21 protein-coding genes are annotated in these 20,408 nt (G+C 41.7%); 14 read left to right on the forward strand and 7 right to left on the reverse strand.

Features of this window, described 5'->3' with window-relative positions; all coding sequences use genetic code 11:
* Positions 1-78 precede the first annotated feature (78 nt).
* The gene (gene hutG, locus M1E93_RS06980; protein ID WP_154625283.1) at positions 79-996 is read right to left on the reverse strand and encodes a formimidoylglutamase; all 918 of its coding nucleotides are present in this window, start codon (positions 994-996) and stop codon (positions 79-81) included.
* A gap of 2 nt (positions 997-998) precedes the next feature.
* A complete protein-coding gene (locus M1E93_RS06985) occupies positions 999-1,730 on the reverse strand; it encodes an IclR family transcriptional regulator (RefSeq protein WP_154625282.1) in 732 nt (243 codons plus the stop codon).
* A 164-nt stretch (positions 1,731-1,894) separates the two neighbouring features.
* On the opposite strand from M1E93_RS06985, the gene trmN reads away from it, so the two are divergent.
* A complete protein-coding gene (gene trmN / locus M1E93_RS06990) occupies positions 1,895-2,623 on the forward strand; it encodes a tRNA(1)(Val) (adenine(37)-N(6))-methyltransferase TrmN (RefSeq protein WP_014656337.1) in 729 nt (242 codons plus the stop codon).
* Positions 2,624-2,654: 31 nt separating this feature from the next.
* Here trmN and nadB read toward each other — a convergent pair whose 3' ends face one another.
* The gene (gene nadB / locus M1E93_RS06995; RefSeq protein WP_014656336.1) at positions 2,655-4,256 is read right to left on the reverse strand and encodes an L-aspartate oxidase; all 1,602 of its coding nucleotides are present in this window, start codon (positions 4,254-4,256) and stop codon (positions 2,655-2,657) included.
* Positions 4,257-4,864: 608 nt separating this feature from the next.
* On the opposite strand from nadB, the gene rpoE reads away from it, so the two are divergent.
* From rpoE to acpS, 11 genes are all read left to right on the forward strand, one after another.
* The gene (gene rpoE, locus M1E93_RS07000) at positions 4,865-5,443 is read left to right on the forward strand and encodes an RNA polymerase sigma factor RpoE (RefSeq protein ID WP_426207227.1); all 579 of its coding nucleotides are present in this window, start codon (positions 4,865-4,867) and stop codon (positions 5,441-5,443) included.
* 111 nt (positions 5,444-5,554) lie between these two features.
* The gene (gene rseA / locus M1E93_RS07005) at positions 5,555-6,181 is read left to right on the forward strand and encodes an anti-sigma-E factor RseA (protein ID WP_426207228.1); all 627 of its coding nucleotides are present in this window, start codon (positions 5,555-5,557) and stop codon (positions 6,179-6,181) included.
* Complete coding sequence (gene rseB / locus M1E93_RS07010; RefSeq protein ID WP_004921489.1) at positions 6,181-7,131, forward strand: sigma-E factor regulatory protein RseB; 951 nt, start codon at positions 6,181-6,183, stop codon at positions 7,129-7,131. The genes rseA and rseB overlap by 1 nt, the downstream gene beginning before the upstream one ends.
* Before the next feature lie 3 nt (positions 7,132-7,134).
* Positions 7,135-7,599: a SoxR-reducing system protein RseC gene (gene rseC / locus M1E93_RS07015; protein WP_014656334.1), complete on the forward strand. Its 465-nt coding sequence runs from the start codon at positions 7,135-7,137 to the stop codon at positions 7,597-7,599.
* 228 nt (positions 7,600-7,827) lie between these two features.
* Positions 7,828-9,624 (forward strand): translation elongation factor 4, encoded by a 1,797-nt coding sequence (lepA, locus tag M1E93_RS07020; protein ID WP_036943946.1) that lies wholly within the window; start codon positions 7,828-7,830, stop codon positions 9,622-9,624.
* Positions 9,625-9,641: 17 nt separating this feature from the next.
* Complete coding sequence (gene lepB, locus M1E93_RS07025) at positions 9,642-10,613, forward strand: signal peptidase I (protein ID WP_004921482.1); 972 nt, start codon at positions 9,642-9,644, stop codon at positions 10,611-10,613.
* Between the two features lie 274 nt (positions 10,614-10,887).
* Positions 10,888-11,568, forward strand: coding sequence for a ribonuclease III (rnc, locus tag M1E93_RS07030; RefSeq protein ID WP_426207229.1), 681 nt, complete (start codon positions 10,888-10,890; stop codon positions 11,566-11,568).
* Complete coding sequence (gene era / locus M1E93_RS07035) at positions 11,565-12,473, forward strand: GTPase Era (protein WP_004921475.1); 909 nt, start codon at positions 11,565-11,567, stop codon at positions 12,471-12,473. The genes rnc and era overlap by 4 nt, the downstream gene beginning before the upstream one ends.
* 16 nt (positions 12,474-12,489) lie before the next feature.
* Positions 12,490-13,218, forward strand: a complete 729-nt coding sequence (gene recO, locus M1E93_RS07040; RefSeq protein ID WP_004921473.1) for a DNA repair protein RecO — start codon at positions 12,490-12,492, stop codon at positions 13,216-13,218.
* Between the two features lie 218 nt (positions 13,219-13,436).
* Positions 13,437-14,168 carry a pyridoxine 5'-phosphate synthase gene (gene pdxJ / locus M1E93_RS07045; protein ID WP_004921469.1) on the forward strand — a complete coding sequence of 244 codons (732 nt, stop codon included), beginning with the start codon at positions 13,437-13,439 and terminating at the stop codon, positions 14,166-14,168.
* Complete coding sequence (acpS, locus tag M1E93_RS07050; protein ID WP_004921465.1) at positions 14,168-14,551, forward strand: holo-ACP synthase; 384 nt, start codon at positions 14,168-14,170, stop codon at positions 14,549-14,551. Before pdxJ ends, acpS begins: the two co-directional genes overlap by 1 nt.
* A 157-nt stretch (positions 14,552-14,708) precedes the next feature.
* On the opposite strand, the gene M1E93_RS07055 is transcribed toward acpS, so the two are convergent.
* The 3 genes from M1E93_RS07055 to M1E93_RS07065 form a co-directional block, all read right to left on the reverse strand.
* The gene (locus M1E93_RS07055) at positions 14,709-14,969 is read right to left on the reverse strand and encodes a YfhL family 4Fe-4S dicluster ferredoxin (RefSeq protein ID WP_004921463.1); all 261 of its coding nucleotides are present in this window, start codon (positions 14,967-14,969) and stop codon (positions 14,709-14,711) included.
* 227 nt (positions 14,970-15,196) lie between these two features.
* Complete coding sequence (locus tag M1E93_RS07060; protein ID WP_140035165.1) at positions 15,197-16,144, reverse strand: IS30 family transposase; 948 nt, start codon at positions 16,142-16,144, stop codon at positions 15,197-15,199.
* Positions 16,145-16,665: 521 nt separating this feature from the next.
* A complete protein-coding gene (locus M1E93_RS07065; RefSeq protein ID WP_426207230.1) occupies positions 16,666-17,085 on the reverse strand; it encodes an XRE family transcriptional regulator in 420 nt (139 codons plus the stop codon).
* 235 nt (positions 17,086-17,320) lie between these two features.
* Here M1E93_RS07065 and leuE point away from each other — a divergent pair, with 235 nt between their 5' ends.
* Positions 17,321-17,968, forward strand: coding sequence for a leucine efflux protein LeuE (gene leuE / locus M1E93_RS07070; protein ID WP_014656332.1), 648 nt, complete (start codon positions 17,321-17,323; stop codon positions 17,966-17,968).
* Between the two features lie 172 nt (positions 17,969-18,140).
* Complete coding sequence (gene tadA, locus M1E93_RS07075; protein ID WP_004921454.1) at positions 18,141-18,677, forward strand: tRNA adenosine(34) deaminase TadA; 537 nt, start codon at positions 18,141-18,143, stop codon at positions 18,675-18,677.
* Positions 18,678-18,712: 35 nt separating this feature from the next.
* On the opposite strand, the gene mltF is transcribed toward tadA, so the two are convergent.
* Positions 18,713-20,356, reverse strand: coding sequence for a membrane-bound lytic murein transglycosylase MltF (gene mltF / locus M1E93_RS07080; protein ID WP_230089727.1), 1,644 nt, complete (start codon positions 20,354-20,356; stop codon positions 18,713-18,715).
* Positions 20,357-20,408 lie beyond the last annotated feature (52 nt).

Raw genomic sequence — 20,408 nt, forward strand, 5'->3', positions numbered from 1 at the left:
ACTTTTTCAAATACTGTTATTGTTATATCGCTACAAATTGAGTCTACGGGCGATTTATCAGTCGCGTTATTGTGTTTATTAGAATAAAAATTGGTAAATCAAATAAGCTGCTAATTTTGAAGTATGATTATCGATATCGAATTCTGGGTTGCACTCTGCAATATCAAAGAGTGCAATTTTGTTGCTGGCTTTAATCACCGAAAACAGTTCATCAAAGATCTCAGTAGTGATCCCTTTCGCTGCGGGAGCGCTGACTCCAGGCGCAATTGCGGCAGAAAAGACATCCAGATCAACGGTTATATATAAATAATCGACGTTATTAATAAACTGTTGAAGCCGCTCTATGGCCTTAGGTAATTGACTGTGATTTAGTTCTTTATCACGAATATATTGGCAACCTAATTTATCCGCCGTATCAAATAACACTTTCGTATTACCATGATCAGCAATACCTAAACAGAGATAATTAAATGGGCGATGATGCTGCTGGCATAAGTGTGCCGATTGTAAAAAAGGTGTGCCGGAAGTGGCTTCAGGTGCCGTTCGTAAATCAAAATGCGCATCAAAATTAATGATACCTATTGTTTTTGTAGGCTGGGTTTGAGCGATGAAGTCAAACAGTCCTTGAAAGCTGGCAAAAGCCACTTCATGACCGCCACCTAAAACAATGGGGGTCTGATTTGATGATAAAATATTGATAAGTTCATCCGAAAGACGACGTTGCGCTGCTTCTAAATCGCCATCGTCACAGCGAACAGTGCCGGCATCACGGATGGGCAAGGGGTGATGTATCGGAAGGCCAGCCAACTGCTGACGGATTGCATCAGGTCCTGCTTTGGCACCGAGCCGTCCTTTATTGCGCCTAACGCCTTCGTCAGATGCAAAACCAATTAAAGCAAACTGTGCAGGGGTATTTTTATTCATGACTTGATGGATACGTAGGTGCTCCTCAGTATCACCATCAGTACGGCCTTGCCAGATAAAAGGTGCTGCCATAATTACTCCATATTAATTAGTTTAGTCATGTTATGAGCTGCTTTGCAGGTCTCAGAGATAAACTCGTCAACTCGATGGGTTGAACGAAATTCAGGTGCCATCACAGAGACGACGGCAATCACATCGTTTCCTTTAAAAATAGGGGCTGAAACGCCTAAGACTCCTTCATCTATTTCACCGCATGAAACGCCATATCCTTGCTGGCGGATTTGCATCAGTGCATTTTTTAATTGCGTTATACTTTCAGGGGAGGGTAACTGTTCTTTATGAGTTTCAAATACTAATGATTGGTAGTCTTCATCTCGAAAGGCGAGCAAGGTTTTCGCGCTAGCGCCTTTAATTAGAGTATTACCACGGCCAATGACAAAAGAGCAGCGTAAGGCTTGTGAACTCTCAATCATGTCAACACAGATAGTTTCACATAGGTTTGATGTAATAATAGCGACCGTTTCTTGGGTCTTTTTACTCAGAGCTTGGAGTTCTAGTTGGGATGAATTCATGAGTAAGCTGTGGTGATAGTATTTTTCTTGAGTTTTGATACTCTGCGCACCAACAGTGTAAGTGCCATATTGTTTTGCATGGGTCACAAATTCCCAATTTATGAGAATGGCTAATAATCGATAAACAGTAGAAACTGGAATATTTAATGCGTTAGAAATCACTTGCGGAGTTACCGGAGCCGCGCTTGCAGTGATGTAAGATAAAATATTCAATGTCCTGTTAATACTGTTCATGGTATCCCCTTTTTTTCGAACTTAGCAGTAAAAATTTTGATGCTCAAATAATATTCTCATAATGTGAGAATTATTTTGTAGAAAAAGTGTAAAATTTGCATTCTTAAATTGTCACATAATGAAAGATTGATTGATTAATATACGATTTAGAGTGGTTGAATAACGTGAAAAAAAGCTATCGCAAAGGTGGTTTTACCTTTAAGCAGTTTTTTGTTGGTCATGACCGTTGCGCTATGAAAGTCGGAACCGATGGAGTATTACTTGGCGCATGGGCACCTGTTCAGCAGGCTAAAAAGGCGTTAGATATAGGGAGCGGCAGTGGACTCATTGCGCTAATGCTCGCACAACGCAATCAGCAAATGACCGTTGATGCTGTTGAACTAGATAAAGCAGCGGCTCAACAGGCACAGGAGAATTTCGCTGAGTCAAAGTGGGGAGAGAGGCTACAGGTTTTTGAGCAAGATATAACGCAGTTTAGTGTATCAAGGCAAAAAGCGTATGATTTGATTGTCAGTAATCCACCTTATTTTGAGCCATCAGTATCATGCAGTAGTGAACAACGAGAGCAAGCTCGCTATACCGCGACGTTAACCCATCAGGCATTATTAGATAGTGCGATGGATTGTTTAACCACAGATGGCCTATTTTGCCTTGTATTACCCTATGATGTCGGTGAAAAAGTTGAGCTTATGGCGCATCGTAATGGCTGGTTTACTGCTTATCGCGTTAATATTCGAGATAAAGCAACGACGCCATTTCACCGTATGTTGTTGGGATTAAAGCGGGAATTAGTTGAGCCAGAAATTTCAACGTTAGTGTTAAAAGAAGCAGACAATAACATCTATACTGAAGACTTTCAGCGGCTTATTCGGGATTTTTATTTGAAATATTAATAGCCAACCCTCAGGTTGGCTAGGTATGAGATTACGGTTTGAGTACGGTGGGGCCTGAATGCTCCAGCAGATCAGGGTAGTCTAACGTATAGTGTAGCCCGCGGCTCTCTTTACGCTCTAAAGCGCAGCGAACCATCAGTTCAGCCACTTGGACGAGGTTTCTCAGTTCAAGTAAGTTATTAGAAATACGGAAATTGGCATAATAGTCGTGAATTTCTTGCTGTAACAAATGGATGCGTCGCAAGGCGCGTTCTAAACGCTTAGTGGTTCGTACGATCCCCATATAATCCCACATAAATAGGCGTAGCTCATGCCAGTTATGTTGAATCACAACTTGCTCATCTGAGTTGTGTACACGGCTATCATCCCATTCAGGGAGAACGGGAATATCCTCGATCTGCGTGATCGCATGGCAAATATGCTGTGAGGCGGACCATCCGTAAACGAGGCACTCTAACAGCGAGTTAGATGCCATGCGGTTGGCTCCGTGTAACCCTGTATAACTGACTTCACCAATGGCATAAAGGTTGGGGATATCGGTCATACCGTTTTGATCGACGCTGACACCGCCACATGTGTAATGGGCTGCGGGTACAATGGGGATCGGCTCTTTCGTCAGATCCAAACCAAGTGTTATCAGTTTTTCATAGATGGTAGGAAAGTGGCTTTGAATAAAATCAGCGGGTTTATGGCTAATATCAAGGTACATGCAATCAGCACCTAAGCGTTTCATTTCATGATCGATCGCTCTTGCAACAATGTCTCTCGGCGCTAATTCACAGCGTGGATCATAGTCGGGCATGAAACGGCTTCCATCAGGGCGTTTCAAATAGGCTCCTTCACCACGTAACGCTTCCGTTAATAGAAAATTGCGAGCTTGCGGATGAAAGAGGCAGGTTGGATGAAATTGATTGAATTCTAAGTTAGCGACACTACATCCAATACGCCATGCCATCGCAATGCCATCCCCAGAAGAGATGTCGGGATTTGTTGTGTATTGATAGACTTTTGCGGCGCCGCCTGTAGCCAAAACAACGATTTTTGCTCGGATCGTTTCAACGTGCTCTTTTTGCCGATTCCAAACATAGGCACCGACAATACGGCTTTCGCCTGCTAATCCGATCTTATCGGAGCGAATGAGATCAACCGCATTATAGCGCTCTTTAACATGGATATTCGGATGCGCAAAAGCGAGATTGACGAGAGTCGTTTCAACCTCTTTGCCAGTTGCATCTGCATGGTGAAGGATCCTGCGATGGCTGTGTCCACCTTCGCGAGTGAGGTGATATTGGGTTTCACCTGTTTCAGTCACTTCCGTGTCAAATAGTACGCCTTGATCAATTAACCACTGAACGCACTCTTTGGCATTCGAGGCGATAAATTCGACGGCCTCTCTTTCACAAATACCTGCGCCTGCAATTAAAGTATCTTCTACATGGGATTCAATGCTGTCGGTATTATCGAAAACGGCTGCAATTCCACCTTGTGCGTAATAAGAAGCCCCTTCATTGAGTGTGCTTTTACTTAGGAGAGTAACTTTATGAAAAGGAGCAAGTCGTAAAGCGGCGGAAAGCCCAGCGACACCGCTGCCAATAATCAGAATATCAGTGTAATGCTGTGTGGGATCGTTCATAAGTGTTTGCATGTTGTATATACTCGTCGTTTCTACCCATAAGGGGCAGCATAAAACCCGTTATACAGACGGTTGCGCCCTAAGAAGTGGCAGGCCTAGCCGTTTACGGCAGAGAGCAGTCACAGTATAGTATCTATTGGAAGTTTCATGTTAGCCTATCAGGCTTGGCAATGCTATTTGTGAAATAGCGTTCAGCCTTGTATATCTACTAGGGGGTTGAGTCAGGTTTGGTACTTAGGGTAAATAAAGCGGTGTGATACGTAGAATAATGTATAAATTAGCGATAAATTAATTAGGATCACTTAGAACCTATCTCAATAGGGATTAATTACCGCATAAAAAATATATTATCACTGTAACCAAAACCTTATACAGCCTGACTTTTAAACATCGATATGGCTGGGTAAGGTGATGAATTTACCTCCTATTGAGATAGGCTCTTAGATCCTATATCGGTAGTCACACGGTTTTTTGTCAATTTTTTACTATTTTTATGTATTAAATTGAACTTCACTTGTTTTTACTACTCAAAGTAACGCTTGCTTTAGGAAGGGAGACATGATCAAGTTAACAAATTTACAGCCTGAGCGCGGGAGATTTTCCCAGTAATGAGCGAGCAACTAACGGACCAGATGTTGGTCGAAAAAGTCCAAAAGGGCGATCAAAAAGCGTTCAACTTACTGGTTGTAAAATACCAGCACAAAGTTGCAAGCTTGGTTTCCCGTTATGTACCACAAGCGGATGTACCTGACGTTGCTCAGGAGTCTTTTATCAAAGCTTATCGTGCGATAGGGTCGTTTCGCGGTGATAGTGCTTTTTATACTTGGCTATATCGTATTGCGGTAAACACGGCTAAAAATTATTTAGTCGCTCAAGATAGGCGCCCACCCGCGTCAGATCTTGAAGCAAGCGATGCAGAAAACTACGAAACTGCAAGCGCTTTGAAAGAAATATCGAACCCAGAGAACTTAATGTTGTCTGATGAATTGAAGAAAGTAGTTTTTCGAACCATTGAGTCGTTACCTGAAGATTTAAAAATGGCAATAACACTCAGAGAACTTGATGGTTTAAGCTATGAAGAGATCGCCGAGATCATGGATTGTCCTGTAGGCACCGTGCGTTCGCGTATCTTTAGAGCAAGAGAAGCTATTGATAATAAAGTACAGCCACTGATCCAGCAGCGCTAATATGTTTGTGTTTATTGAATTGTTTTTTGGAACACAAGATAACGTGCAAAAAATAGCGAAATCAGGGCATTAAACTGTAATTGTGATGCAATTAACTGAAGGTATTCGGGCATGCAAAGAGAGAAACTTTCCGCAATGATGGATGGCGAAGTTCTAGATGTAGAACTGTTAAATGCCATTTCATGTGATTCAACGTTACAAAAACGTTGGGAGAGCTATCATCTTATTCGTGATACTCTGCGTAATGACACACCTGATGTCATCAATTTTGACATAGCGGGTAAAGTCGCCGCAGCATTAGAGAATGAAGTTGTGCGTATTAATCCTCAGGTAGTTGTTGAGTCACAGCCTGAACCTGCAACATGGGGCGCGATGCCGTTCTGGCAAAAAATTCGTCCATGGGCAAGTCAAATCACCCAAATTGGTGTTGCAGCATGTGTATCCCTTGCTGTTATCGTTGGGGTGCAGCAGTATAATCAAAGTAATTCAACGGAATCGGTGATTGATGAACCTGTGTTTAACACCGTTCCCGTTGGAGCAGGCGCACCTGTGAGTTTAAATTTCTCTGATGGTCAACTTTTTGGTAACGAGCAACAAATGCAACAAGTTGAGCAGCAAAATCAGCGTGTAAATGCAATGCTACAGCAATATGAAATTGAAAGACGTTCAATGCTTAATCAGCAATATCATGATAATGATAATATTACTACAGCACCCGCTGGAGCTAAAGCGCGCTAATGAATAAGTGGTTATCCGTCATCTGCCTGGCGGGCAGCCTGATTTTATCTAATCAAGCTTCGGCATCTCAACAAGATGCCGAAGCTCTCTTTAAAGAGATGGGGAGCGCTGCCCAAAATCTTTCCTACGAAATGTCTTTTATGTCCTTTAGTCCCAGAAGCATCGTGCCTGTCCGTTATCGACATGGGATCATTAATAATGTTCCTGTCTCTCAAATGATCCAAATGGATTCTACGCGGCGTGAAATAGTGCAAAAAGGGGAAAGGATCAGTTATTTTGAACCCGGTTTTGATGCCTTCAGCTTAAATGGGAAGCATATTGTCGATAATTTGCCTTCGGTATTATTTGCTGATTATGACAAAATCAAACCGTACTATAATTTTATCGATGCGGGGCGAACCCATATCGGTGATAAGCCTTCACTCGTTATTCGCATTATTTCTAAAGATAACTCTCGTTTTAATTATGTTCTTCTGATTGATGAAGAAAATAAGTTGCCATTACGGGTCGATCTCTTAGATAACAATAACCAAACGTTAGAACAGTTTCGCGTCATTTCAACGGTGCTAGACAGCAAAACGGTGAATGACTCTCTAGTGAATTTAAGTAAGATTAATTTACCACCGCTGCTAGTCTCCCCTCAGGATAATCGTCCGTCATTTAAATGGCGTGTTGGACTTTTACCTCCTGGGTTTGAAGAAGTCTCTCGTTCAAAACGTAAACTTGCCGAAAATGATGAGGTAGAGAGCGCATTATTTAGTGATGGCTTATTCACTTTTTCGGTTAATGTCACTAAAGCTGAGCAAGGCTTGCCTTTAGAACAACCAGTCCAAAATGGCCGCCGCACAATTTATACAATGACTCAGAAACAAAATGTGATTACCATAATAGGTGAACTGCCGTTATCAACGGCACAGCAAGTCGCTGCAAGCATTCGTTTTCAGGAGTAGATGATGATAAAAGAGTGGGCAACAGTTATTCGTTGGCACCAAGGAAGGGCGTTATTGCGTTATGGGGCTTCTTCTGGGTGTGGTAGCTGTAGCGCGCGCGCGGCATGTGGTTCATACGCATTGAGTAAAATAGGGCCAAATACCGAACATCAGCTCGAAGTTGACATTGAGCAACCTTTAGTTGTTGGGCAAAAAGTGGAGGTTGGAATTCCTGAAGGGAGTTTGCTGCGCTCTGCTATGCTCGTTTATTTAACCCCGTTGATTGGCCTATTTCTGGTTGCAGCGTTAGTACAATTAGCGGGGTTTGAACAAGTCTGGGTTGCTCTTTCTGGTGTCGCTGGTGGCTTTTTAGGCTTCTTTTTAGCGCGTAAAATCGCCTCTTATTGGCGGGATGAGACTGCATTTCAACCAGTTATCTTACAAATAGGCTTACCCCCCAACGAACTGTCAGTTCAAGTTGATTGCTGAGTGAACCCGCCTTGCTTGATAGGCGGTTTGGCGAGTTCAGCGCTCCTATCTAGCAAAAACCTGCATAGTTTACAGTTGTTTTACATTGAACCTTTGTGTTACAGAGATCTTCTATGTAAAATGCAGCTAATTAGTAATCTTGTGATAATCATAGCATTTTAGTTCTGCGATACCTATTTATGCAGAGCTGATTTTGTAGGCAATTTAAAAGAAGATATTACCTTGAAAATCAATAACATAAGAAACTTTTCTATCATTGCTCACATCGACCATGGTAAATCCACGTTGTCTGACCGTATTATTCAGATTTGTGGTGGTTTAACGGACAGAGAAATGGCGGCTCAGGTTCTAGACTCTATGGATTTAGAACGTGAACGCGGAATTACAATCAAAGCGCAAAGTGTGACGCTGGATTATAAGGCCTCCGATGGTGAGACCTATCAATTGAACTTTATCGATACCCCAGGCCACGTTGACTTCTCTTATGAAGTATCACGCTCATTAGCTGCCTGTGAAGGTGCGCTGCTCGTTGTTGATGCGGGGCAAGGGGTTGAAGCTCAAACGCTGGCTAACTGCTATACAGCGATTGAAATGGATCTTGAAGTTGTTCCTGTGTTGAACAAAATCGACTTACCAGCGGCTGATCCTGAACGCGTTGCAGAAGAAATTGAAGATATTGTGGGCATTGATGCGCATGATGCGGTACGTTGTTCGGCAAAAACGGGGATTGGCGTTCAAGATGTTATTGAGCGTTTAGTGCAATCTATCCCTGCGCCAGAAGGTGACGCAGAGGCACCTTTACAGGCGCTTATTATCGACTCATGGTTTGATAATTATTTAGGTGTTGTATCACTTATCCGTATTAAAAACGGTACGTTACGCAAAGGCGATAAAATTAAGGTGATGAGCACGGGCCAAGTGTACAACGCGGATCGTCTTGGTATTTTCACACCAAAACAAATTGATCGCGACTCTCTCAGTTGCGGTGAAGTTGGTTGGTTAGTGTGTGCGATTAAAGATATCACAGGGGCACCTGTCGGGGATACTTTAACGGGCGCTCGTAATCCTGCTGATAAAGCATTACCTGGGTTTAAAAAAGTTAAACCTCAAGTTTATGCAGGTTTATTCCCAGTCAGTTCAGACGATTATGAAGCATTCCGTGATGCACTAGGCAAGTTGAGCTTGAATGATGCGTCACTCTTTTATGAGCCTGAAACCTCTAGTGCTCTTGGCTTCGGATTCCGTTGCGGGTTCCTTGGCCTGCTGCATATGGAGATCATTCAAGAGCGCTTAGAGCGTGAATACAATTTAGATCTGATCACCACGGCTCCGACCGTTGTGTATGAAGTTGTGCAAACGAACGGTGAAATCGTTTATGTCGATAGCCCCGCTAAGTTGCCACCATTGAATAATATCGAAGAGTTGCGTGAGCCAATTGCTGAATGTCACATGCTGATGCCTAAAGAGTATCTTGGCAACGTTATTACACTTTGTGTGGAAAAACGCGGCGTTCAGACAAATATGGTCTATCATGGTAATCAAGTTTCATTAACGTATGATATTCCAATGTCAGAAGTGGTATTGGATTTCTTCGATCGCTTGAAATCAACATCTCGTGGTTATGCTTCTTTGGATTATGCATTTAAGCGTTTCCAAACGTCAGACATGGTTCGTGTTGATGTTATGATCAACGGCGAGCGTGTGGATGCCTTGGCATTGATCACTCACCGAGCTAACTCACAGTATCGTGGTCGTGAATTGGTTGAAAAAATGAAGGATTTAATCCCTCGTCAACAGTTTGATATCGCGATCCAAGCTGCAATTGGTAACCATATTATTGCTCGCTCTACCGTTAAACAATTGCGTAAAAACGTACTGGCTAAATGTTATGGTGGTGATGTTAGCCGTAAGAAGAAACTGTTGCAGAAGCAGAAGGAAGGTAAGAAGCGCATGAAGCAAGTGGGTAATGTTGAATTACCTCAAGAAGCTTTCCTCGCTATTTTGCATGTTGGTAAAGACAACTAAAATTACAAGGAGTCTCAATGGCTAACACCTTTGCCTTGATCCTAACACTGGCGACAGTGATTACGGGGATTATTTGGTGTTTAGATCGCTTTAAATTTTCGCCTGAGCGGAAGAAAAAGCTCAAACATATACAGGAAGTGAGTCAAGGCTCATTAACTCAAGATGAGATGGATAAAGCTGTACGCCGTCCATCGTGGGTTGAAACAGGCTCCTCGATTTTCCCAGTATTAGCGATTGTATTGGTGGTTCGTTCATTTATTTATGAACCCTTTCAAATTCCATCTGGGTCAATGATGCCAACGTTGTTGGTTGGGGATTTTATGCTGGTTGAGAAGTTTGCTTATGGTCTAAAAGATCCCATTACGCAAACGACGTTAATTAAAACGGGAAAACCTGCGCGTGGTGATATTGCCGTATTTAAATATCCAGAAAATCCAACAATTGACTATGTAAAACGGGTTATTGGCTTACCGGGTGATAAAATTGTTTATGATCCAAACGCTAAAGAGCTGACAATTTATCCGAATTGCGCAGATAATAACTGTACGAAACAACTTCCAATAAAATATGGTCCGTTAGCGCCGAGTGAGTGGACCATGTTTTTCAATGTGGAGTCTTTGGTCGATAGCCAAAAAGGTAACTATGAAATTCCTCTTGACGAACCATTGCCAAGAAATGCATTACGTCAATATCAAAGAAGTGAAACTCTCGATACCGTCGAGCACCAGATTTTGATTATTCGTCAGGCCATTACGGAATCTCGTTACATACAGCCTAATATGCCGCCAAATGAGTGGATTGTACCTGAGAAACACTACTTCATGATGGGGGATAACCGAGATAACAGCTCAGACAGCCGTATGTGGGGCTTTGTTCCGGAACAAAATTTGGTTGGTCGCGCTGTATTTATCTGGCTAAGTCTTGAGAAACAAGAAGGTGAATGGCCGACAGGTATTCGCTTTAGCCGAATTGGGCCACTAGGTTCATAAGGTAGATTTATACGGGTTTTCGTGTGAAAACCCGTATAAACCGAAGCATTATTGTTTATCTCAGTGTACAATATAATTTAAATTAATATTTATTGGCTTCTTAATTAACTCTTATCATTTTATTCATTAATAGTGTTATGCTGAATTTTAAGCTTAGTTCTATTATATAAATGAAAGATAAAAGCGTTAAGAGTCAGTGCAAACGCAACAGTTTTGTTTTTTACAGGTCTGTTGCGTGTGCTTTTTTGTCAATCAGAGAAATGGCTGAACGCGCATGAACCCCTCTTTACTTGAGCAATTGCAACGAAAACTTGGTTATAAGTTTAATCAACACGATCTTTTAATTCAGGCGCTTACGCATCGCAGTGCAAACTGTAAGCATAACGAGCGCCTAGAGTTCCTTGGCGATTCTATTTTAAGTTTTGTGATCGCAAATGATTTATATCATCGCTTCCCGAAAGTGGATGAAGGAGATATGAGTCGCATGAGAGCAACGCTAGTGCGCGGAAATACACTGGCGGAAATTGCTCGTGAATTTGAGCTTGGCGAGTGTTTACGTTTAGGGCCAGGCGAACTAAAAAGTGGCGGTTTCCGCCGTGAATCTATCCTCGCTGATACAGTGGAAGCATTGATCGGGGGGATCTTTCTCGATAGTGATATCCAAACAATAGAAAAAATTATTTTAGATTGGTATCAAACTAGGTTGAATGAAATCAGCCCGGGTGACAAGCAAAAGGACCCGAAAACGAGACTACAAGAATATCTACAGGGGCGTCATTTGCCTTTGCCTAACTATATCGTTGTCCAAGTTAAAGGTGAGGCTCATGATCAGGAATTTACTATCCACTGCCAAGTCAGTGGTATTGAACAACCTATTAACGGGGTTGGTTCAAGTCGACGTAAAGCTGAGCAGGCCGCTGCGGAGCAAGCATTGAAAATTTTGGAGATTGAATGAGTGAAAAATTACCCCACTGTGGCTTTGTAGCTATTGTTGGGCGACCAAATGTCGGTAAGTCAACGCTATTAAACCAGCTATTGGGGCAAAAAGTTTCAATTACGTCGAGAAAGCCTCAAACGACGCGCCACCGTATTATGGGGATCCATACTGAAGATGAATATCAAATCATCTATGTGGATACGCCAGGCCTGCATATTGAAGAAAAACGAGCAATCAATCGTTTGATGAACCGTGCAGCTTCAAGTTCAATAGGGGATGTTGAGCTAGTTATTTTTGTCGTAGAAGGCACGAATTGGACTGACGACGATGAAATGGTACTCAACAAATTAAAAGGTCTTCGCTGCCCTGTGATTTTAGCAATTAACAAAATTGATAATGTCACGGATAAAACAGTGCTGTTACCGCATATTGGCTTTGTCAGCCAAAAAATGAACTTTTTGGACGTTGTGCCAATTAGTGCTGAAAAAGGTAAAGGCGTTGATACGATTGCAAAAATTGTTAAGCAGCACATTCCTGAAGCTGAGCATCATTTCCCTGAAGATTATATTACCGATCGCTCTCAGCGATTTATGGCATCAGAAATCATTCGTGAAAAATTGATGCGTTTCTTAGGTGATGAACTTCCTTATTCTGTGACTGTTGAAATTGAGCAGTTCAAAATGATGGAAAGGGGGGGATACCATATCAATGGCTTGATCCTTGTTGAACGTGAAGGCCAAAAGAAAATGGTGATTGGTAATAAAGGTAGTAAGCTTAAAACAATCGGTACGGAAGCCCGCATCGATATGGAAAAGCTGTTTGATACCAAAGTACACCTTGAACTGTGGGTTAAAGTGAAAGCTGGCTGGGCGGATGATGAACGCGCATTACGCAGCTTAGGCTATGTTGATGACCTAAAATAAATTTATTGGTGAAATTGTGAGTGGCTGGCAACGTGCGTTTGTACTCCATTCTAGACCCTTTAGTGAAACGAGCTTATTAGTCGATTTCTTCACTGAGGGGGAAGGCAAAATCCGCTTATTAGCAAAAGGGGCTCGCCGAAACCGTTCACCTTTTAGGGGCTGCTTGCAGCCCTTTACACCTTTGTTAATCCGCTGGGGTGGCAAAGGTGAGATTAAAACATTAACCCATGCAGATCCTATTTCACTCTCATTACCACTAACGGGAACCGTACTTTATAGTGGGTTATATCTCAATGAATTAGTGACGAGAGTCATTGAATTTGGTACTCCGTATTCAGCATTATTCTTTGATTACCTTTCTTGCTTACAATTACTTGCTGCTAGTGAACACACACCTGAAGCTGCGTTACGCCAATTTGAGCTAGCCTTGTTATCCTACCTTGGTTACGGTGTTGATTTTCTTCATTGCGCAGGTAGTGGCGAGCCTGTTTCAGACACAATGACTTACCGTTATCGAGAAGAAAAAGGTTTTATTGGTAGTTTAGTCATCGACCAACTTAGTTTTACTGGTAAACACCTTAAAGCCTTGGCAGCACGCGAATTCCCCGACAGTGACACACTGAGAGCGGCTAAACGCTTTACTCGTATAGCCTTGAAACCCTATTTAGGTGGAAAACCGCTAAAGAGCCGCGAACTATTCCGACAATTTACTAAGCCCCCTGTTGGTAATACACCAAAATCATGAGCTAAGTGTGACCGACAATGGTCAGTATGCCAAATCAAAATCTGCACCACGCCGATATTTTACGAGCCGCTTCCCAAAATCTAATAAGTTTGCTGAAAAAGTCGTCAAAATATGGAAAGGCGCTCGAAGCGATAGAGATTTATTCCCACTCAATATTAAATTGCAGTAGGATAGGAGCATTGAGCGTACTTGACTGTATTTATGATAGGGAGTGAAAAATGGCTGAGCTTTTGTTAGGTGTAAACATAGATCATATCGCAACAGTGAGAAATGCACGGGGAACACAGTATCCTGATCCTGTACAAGCCGCATTTGTTGCAGAACAAGCAGGAGCTGATGGTATTACTGTGCATTTGCGAGAAGATCGCCGCCATATTACTGATAGGGATATTGAGCTGCTAAAAGAGACTATTCAAACCAGAATGAACCTTGAAATGGCAGTGACAGAGGAAATGATTAACATTGCATGTCGAGTGAAGCCTGCATTTTGCTGCCTAGTACCTGAAAAGCGTGAAGAGGTCACGACGGAAGGGGGGCTTGATGTGGCGGGGCAATTACCCAAAATTACTGATGCTGTTAAACGCTTGACTGAAGCCGGTATTCAAGTATCTCTGTTTATTGATGCTGATCACACTCAAATTGATGCGGCGCAAGCAGCAGGTGCACCATTTATTGAGATACATACAGGTGCATATGCAGATGCGAAAACGGAGCAAGAACAAGAAATCGAATATCGTCGAATTCGTGATGGCGTAGCTTATGCGGCAGGGAAAGGCCTAAAAGTAAATGCGGGCCATGGTTTAACTTATCATAATGTTCAGCGGATCGCGCTATTACCTGAAATTTATGAATTGAATATCGGGCATGCCATTATTGGGCGAGCGTTATTTAGCGGCCTAGCGAATGCGGTGGCAGATATGAAAAAACTACTCAGAGAAGCGCGTTACTAATGGCAATCGTAGGTCTTGGTACGGATATTGTTGAAATAGCCCGAATAGAAGCGGTGATTAAACGTTCAGCTGACAGCTTAGCGAAACGGATATTGACTGAAAATGAATTTGCGCAGTTTCAACAACAAGCTCAGCCAGCTCGTTTCTTAGCAAAACGTTTTGCGGTTAAAGAGGCGGCAGCTAAGGCGCTCGGTACCGGAATTCGTAATGGATTGGCCTTTAACCAATTTGAAGTCAGTAATGACTCTTTGGGGAAACCGCTACTAACATTGGTGGGGGAGGCTGAAAAACTAGCGCAGCGTATGAACGTAACGCATATTCACGTATCTATTACGGATGAGCGCCATTATGCCGCTGCGACGGTGATTATTGAAAGTGTGTAATTGGCACACAATAGGCTCAATAACTCTTCTTATCCAGAGGGCATATTTGATAAGAAGAGGATGATACCTCGCCGTTATGCGGCGGGGGTAATCAACACTCAGCGATAGCGCTGGGTCGTGAGTAAGTGTCTGGGAACAGGTAGAAAGTGCTAATAGGCTAAATTTTATCAGCATGATGGATCATGACAAACTTATCCCATAATTGTTCTTGTGTTTCAATATGTTGTGGGTCTGTGATAATCGTATTGTTGATAGGGCAAACCGATTGACAGGTCGGTTTATCATAGTGGCCGACACATTCAGTGCAGAGATCTGCATCGATTTCATAAATTTCGTCACCCATATAGATAGCATTATTAGGGCATTCGGGTTCGCACATATCGCAATTGATACATTTTTTAGTAATTAATAGTGCCATTTCAATCAGTTAAATCTGTTACCATAAATAATTCTAATGAGGTGACTAATTCTACACGGAAATAGGGAAATTAAATACTAATTCTATCAATTTCACCTAACATCTTCTTTTTATGTTAAAAAATTGTATTATTTATTATGCATAACTGGAAAAGGGATAAGCGTGGCTATAATTTCCATAGCAAAGATAATAAACATTGTTGGCGGATTCAAGTCCGAAGTGCAACGCTAAGCCGCCTTTCTTAGCTCCGCAAACACCACCGAAGGTTGTCTGAACCCCAGACACTTGCGTGGCCTGCTGTTCAACGCTCCCTGATAGCGTTGTAAGTCTTCTTCTGTCACTGTCCGCAGGTCTGTTCCTTTCGGGATAAACTGTCTTAACAACCCATTCGTATTCTCGTTCAGCCCACGCTCATGCGAGGCATACGGATGGGCAAAGTACGTATCTGCGTTCAGTGCTTCTGCTATCGCCTTGTGCTCACTAAACTCTAGACCGTTATCGAACGTTATTGTGTGACATACATCCTGATACTCACTCAGCAGTGAGATAATGGCCTTACTGACTTCCACCGCATCCTTTGAAAACACCTTTTTTGTCAGGTAAATACGGCTTTTGCGTTCTGCCAGTGTCACGATAGCACCAGTGCCCTGTTTACCCTGCACCAAATCGGCCTCCCAGTCCCCCAGACGGCTACGGTCATCGACGACTGACGGCCGTAGCTCAATGGATACCGCATCAGGGATGCGCCCTCGTTTCTGCCCGTAGCCCTTACGATATCGCCGTTTGCCCTGCCTAAGATGCCTGTACAACTCGCCACCGCTACGCTTATCCGCATAGATATACTGGTAAATCCATTCATGGCTGACGCTAAGACCAATAATGCTGCCAATTGCACTTATTTGCTCAGGACTCCACTTCCACTCCAGAGCAAATATCACGAAATCTATGGTCTGCTGAGGAATTGTCCTTTTGGCAGATGACAGCCGCCTATCACAGCACTTCTGGTGTGCCTGTTGTGGGTTATAACCAGTATCTGAAGTGTTACGCCTCAGTTCACGGGAGACCGTGGACTTGCTTACACCGATACGGATACCTATCTCATGGCAGGATAAATTATCCTCACGCAGTATCGATATCTGGTATCGTTGTCCTTCGGTTAGTTGCTGATACTTCATACTTACTCGCTCATCTTTGGTCGGAAGAGCAGGATAGCTTATCAGTAGCTAACCGTCCTTCCATCTAACATGACCGAGCGTTGCACTTATTATCTGAATTCGCGGTTCAATATGATAACATTTATTATTATGTGCTAAATAGAATGTGTATTAGTAATATTATCTTAGAGAGTATGAGCTATCTCTATTTAATAGGGAAAAATAGAATAAACACATCGAAGTCGATTGTATTAAGTTAGCCTGTTTTTTAGATATACAATTTTTTGTATTATTTAGTATTCTTTGTTATGTGTCATTAGTTTATTATGGATTAAAGATTTAGCATTACAGTGACTATAAATTTTAGATGGTGGGATTTTGTTATTTATCGGGTTAATTAATATTGAAAACGCTGACTGTAAGGCTTATCTAAAATTATCTTATTTAGTGTGGTTGCTTTAATCTTATATAAGAGATAACTTTTAAAATAAAGGATTGGGGTTACCAATCCTTAAAAGGAACTCTTTAGCTATCAAACACTATTATTTTACAATTACGACAGAGAATGATTCCCAATTTTTTGATTTTTCATACTGGTAGTAATAGTATAAAATGCCGTTGATAACGAAGAACGACGCTGTTCTAATTTGCATGCCGTTAGCGTTAAAAGTAAAGTCGTAAACATTTTCAAGATTGCCATTATCTAAAACAACAAAGAATTGAATGGTCTTTTCTTCTAAATTATAACCATAAATATACTGTTTATTCAGCGTTAAATCTTGTACATATTGTAGATTGCTAAGGTAGCTGTTTAATTTCCCTTTATGGATAGGAGCACTTGTATCAATAATCCCTTTATCACTAACATTATAAATAAAGTAGGCCTTATCTTGAGGAGTATGGCCTAAGAAGAATATTTTTTGCAGCAGTGTAGACAAGCGTGGTTGGGTAAAACTGTTCAAATATACCCGCTTGAATACCTGATTGGATCAGAGACATATCAGCTCCTTTATTTATTAGTAAGTTAAATTGTTTATAAGCACTTTGATATTATGAAAATAAGGCATATTTAAAAATAATCATTATTATTAGCTTATTTCATATTTTTAAATGTTATGGTAATAATTGAATTTATAAATATTCACAACTGGTTAAGATTGTGATAGTAATAAGAAAAAAATGGTTAAGGTTTTCATTATGTTTGAAAGTTTTGGTGTTTTGAATTTCTGGACTTATATGGCAGGGTTGATTTTTATCATCATAGTGCCGGGGCCAAATTCATTATATGTTTTAAAATCAAGTACATCTCATGGTACTCAAGCAGGGTATCGGGCAGCATTAGGCGTATTTACCGGTGATGCAATACTCATTTTTCTCTCATTTATTGGGGTTGCGTCAGTGATAAAAGCGTCACCTACACTTTTTATGGTCGTAAGGTATTTAGGCGCGGCGTACCTGTTGTACTTAGGTTGCAAAATTCTTTATGCGACTTTTAAGCAAAAAAAATTAGCAAGTTCAGATACTGAGCCAATGGTGGTTAAATCAGAGAAAATTTTTACGCGTGCGTTGATCCTAAGCTTAACTAATCCAAAAGCGATTCTATTTTATATCTCCTTTTTTATTCAATTTATTGACTTTAATTACTCGCACGCTTGGGTTCCATATTTGGTGCTCGCGTCTATTTTGGAGCTTGTCAGCTTTATTTATCTTAGTCTGCTGATTTTTAGTGGTTATCTTATCGCGCGTTTTTTACGTGAAAAACAAATATTGGCTAAATTGGGTAACTGTGCGGTAGGAAGCTTTTTTATGGGGTTTGCTGCAAAATTAGCGATTTTTAGTAATTAAGGCGAGATTTTGCCTTGTTCACACTGTTGTCTATTTATCAGTTATCGTGGCATATCAAAACCACGGTAACTTCCTCTCTATGCAGTGATTGATAAATTTCCTCATTACCGCCCTACAGCAACTCAAATAATTTACGGTATAATCTATTTAAATAGATAGATTAGAGGTTGCTGTGACACAAGCCGAAGTTGATGAGTTTTGGATGAAGCGCGCTTTAGAATTGGCGAAAAATGCTCAAGATGCAGGAGAAATACCTGTTGGTGCTCTATTAGTGAAAGATAATCAATTAATTGCATCGGGTTGGAATCGTTCAATCGAAAGTCATGATCCTACAGCTCACGCAGAAATAATGGTGTTACAGCAAGGTGGTCGTGCGCTTAGTAATTACCGATTATTAGACACAACACTTTATGTAACGTTGGAGCCATGCATTATGTGTGCTGGCGCATTAGTACATAGTCGAATAGGGCGTTTAGTCTATGGGGCGAGAGACTTTAAAACCGGTGCTTGCGGTTCATTTATTAATATCTTAGAGCGCCCCGGATTAAATCATTATGTGGATGTGAAGGGCGGGGTTTTAGAAGAAACCTGCTCAGCGATGTTAAGTAATTTTTTTAAAATGCGTAGAGCACAAAAGAAAGCGCAGAAACAGATGTTGGCGCAAACAGAAGGTGAGTGCGGAGGATGTCAGCAGCAAAAATCACCTTAATCCCTCTTTCATTCTGATTAGCTATGATTAAGTTTCTAATTATTTGTTGTTACTGGCTCTGTAGGCTCCTTGGCATGGGAGCCTTCTTGTGTATGGGGTGAAAGAAAATATTGCCCCAAAGTGAGCGTATCCTTCGGGGGAATAGCGGGTAACTTCTGCTGTACTGGAGCAGATTGAACGTGTTTTAGGCTAACCTTTTCTTGGTGGGGATTTTGTGTTGAAGATGCTTGTGGTGCGTTTGAGGTCACATCATCCTGTTTTGCGGTGTCTGCATTTTCAACAGCCTGCTTCTGCTCGTTAGGCGTTGTAAGAGGCGGAAATAAAATGAGCGATTTTTCCGCAATCGCTAGTGCACGCTGTTTTTTATCTTGGTTTTGTAAATACCCAACCAAACTTTGATGGTAGCGGCGAATATTTTCAACATAGCGGTAGGCTTCGTGACCCCGTGCGTAACCATAGTTAAGTTGAGAATAATATTTTTTTTGTGTTAGAAGAGGTAACCTTGATTTCACATCTAGCCAGCGGTCAGGATCACCTCCTTGCATTTCAGTTAGCTTTCTAACATCTTGCATGTGGCCATAGCCCATATTATAGGCGGCTAAAGCAAACCAAATTCTATCGTCATCAGCAATGGATACTGGCAGGCGCTGCATCAGATATTCGAGATAGGCAGCTCCTCCTTTAATACTCTCCTCAGCGTCTAACCTATCAGCGACACCCATGGTTTCCGCCGTTGGTTTTGTAAGCATCATTAGTCCACGTACACCTGTTGGTGAGGTAGCCAAAGGATCCCAATGGGATTCTTGCCATGCAATAGCGGCTAAGAGTTTCCAATCAAGGGTCGTGGCATATTTTTCAAATAGTGGCTGATAATTGGGCAGTTTTTTGTTGATAGCGTTAATAAATGAAATGGTATCAAAATAATCGAATGAACTAACGTGACTGAAATATTTTTCATCAAGTCTTGCGAGTAAGTCTATTTCATTACTGACATTGAAAAAGTCGAGAAGGGCAGCGTTTAGGCTATCGTCATTAAGACGTTTCATATACCAAGTAATGGCGTGATCATCGACTAAATCGAATCCAACAGCAATTTCTGGATGAATGCGTTGTTGGAGGGCAACGGAAATTGAATCTTCGAGTGTATAGTCAATCAGCCCTTCGGCAACCATTTCTAACAATTGATTGGTTGTGTATTCGGTAGTTTCTTGCCAAGTCAGCTCTGGGTATTTACCGGCTAATGATTTGAGGGTGCTAGCGTGTGCAGAGCCTGCCATAACCACCAATTTTCCTTTAATATCATTAAAGCTCTTAGGGCGAGTAGAACCTTTTCGGTAGACCAATTGCTGTGTCACATTTAGGTAGCTTGGCCCAGTTTTCATTTTTTGTAATCTATCTTTATTATAGAGCAGACCAGCAACCCCGATATCTGCATTCCCCTCTTCAATATCATCAAAAATAAGCTCGACGGTGGGTCTCATGGTGATGATTAGTTTTACGCCGAGGTAATCGGCAAAGCTTTGTACAAGCTCATAATCAAAACCATGCAGATTCGCTTCATCGTCAAGATAAATCAGAGGGGAGCTAATCGCGCTGACTCGCAATTCACCTCGAGAGAGGATTTGATTGAGTTGATTATTTTGTGTATTGGGCCAGCGGAGATTCAGTCCGATAATCATGGCCGCAACAAGCGCAATAATCCCAATAATGAAATAATTAACCTTGATGTTA

The organism is Providencia sp. PROV272 (genome assembly GCF_049901975.1).
Classification (GTDB): Bacteria; Pseudomonadota; Gammaproteobacteria; order Enterobacterales; family Enterobacteriaceae; genus Providencia; species Providencia stuartii.

Bases quoted from the DNA above. Each gene is read 5' to 3' on its own strand.
- M1E93_RS07055 (WP_004921463.1), bottom strand. From the start codon at position 14,969: ATGGCACTATTAATTACTAAAAAATGTATCAATTGCGATATGTGCGAA.
- rseC (WP_014656334.1), top strand. From the start codon at position 7,135: ATGATAAAAGAGTGGGCAACAGTTATTCGTTGGCACCAAGGAAGGGCG.
- rseB (WP_004921489.1), top strand. From the start codon at position 6,181: ATGAATAAGTGGTTATCCGTCATCTGCCTGGCGGGCAGCCTGATTTTA.
- rnc (WP_426207229.1), top strand. From the start codon at position 10,888: ATGAACCCCTCTTTACTTGAGCAATTGCAACGAAAACTTGGTTATAAG.
- M1E93_RS06985 (WP_154625282.1), bottom strand. From the start codon at position 1,730: ATGAACAGTATTAACAGGACATTGAATATTTTATCTTACATCACTGCA.
- nadB (WP_014656336.1), bottom strand. From the start codon at position 4,256: ATGAACGATCCCACACAGCATTACACTGATATTCTGATTATTGGCAGC.
- rseA (WP_426207228.1), top strand. From the start codon at position 5,555: ATGCAAAGAGAGAAACTTTCCGCAATGATGGATGGCGAAGTTCTAGAT.
- hutG (WP_154625283.1), bottom strand. From the start codon at position 996: ATGGCAGCACCTTTTATCTGGCAAGGCCGTACTGATGGTGATACTGAG.
- pdxJ (WP_004921469.1), top strand. From the start codon at position 13,437: ATGGCTGAGCTTTTGTTAGGTGTAAACATAGATCATATCGCAACAGTG.
- acpS (WP_004921465.1), top strand. From the start codon at position 14,168: ATGGCAATCGTAGGTCTTGGTACGGATATTGTTGAAATAGCCCGAATA.
- mltF (WP_230089727.1), bottom strand. From the start codon at position 20,356: ATGATTATCGGACTGAATCTCCGCTGGCCCAATACACAAAATAATCAA.
- lepB (WP_004921482.1), top strand. From the start codon at position 9,642: ATGGCTAACACCTTTGCCTTGATCCTAACACTGGCGACAGTGATTACG.
- M1E93_RS07060 (WP_140035165.1), bottom strand. From the start codon at position 16,144: ATGAAGTATCAGCAACTAACCGAAGGACAACGATACCAGATATCGATA.
- leuE (WP_014656332.1), top strand. From the start codon at position 17,321: ATGTTTGAAAGTTTTGGTGTTTTGAATTTCTGGACTTATATGGCAGGG.
- era (WP_004921475.1), top strand. From the start codon at position 11,565: ATGAGTGAAAAATTACCCCACTGTGGCTTTGTAGCTATTGTTGGGCGA.
- rpoE (WP_426207227.1), top strand. From the start codon at position 4,865: ATGAGCGAGCAACTAACGGACCAGATGTTGGTCGAAAAAGTCCAAAAG.